Annotated in this window: 1 protein-coding gene; it reads left to right on the top strand. The window is 35.9% G+C overall.

Going from position 1 to position 334, the window contains the following annotated elements; all coding sequences use genetic code 11:
* Positions 1–334 (top strand): prephenate dehydratase domain-containing protein (locus JKP73_RS22290; RefSeq protein WP_308436523.1); only part of this gene is annotated, 334 nt, incomplete at both ends.

Raw genomic sequence — 334 nt, 5'->3', positions numbered from 1 at the left:
AAGGTTGAAATTACTGATTCTACTTCAGCAGCAGCTGAATTTGTGAAAAATTATCCAGATTTGCCAATTGCAGCTGTTGCTAATTCTTACGCGGCTAAAATGTATGATTTAGAGATTGTTGCCAAAAATATTCAGGATTTAGCAGGAAATTCTACTCGGTTTTGGTTATTGGGAAAAGAGAAAAAATCATTTGATTTACTAAAAACAGGTGAGAAGGTGAGTTTGGCTTTGACTCTACCTGATAACCTGCCAGGAGCGCTTCATAAAGCGATTTCTGTTTTTGCTTGGCGTGATATTGATATGACAAAAATTGAATCACGTCCTTTAAGAACAA

This window comes from Virgibacillus salexigens, from assembly GCF_014905415.1.
GTDB classification, from domain to species: Bacteria; Bacillota; Bacilli; order Bacillales; family Amphibacillaceae; genus Virgibacillus; species Virgibacillus salexigens.
Note: the sequence above shows the minus strand (reverse complement) of the source record. Positions and strands in the feature narration are given on the sequence as shown.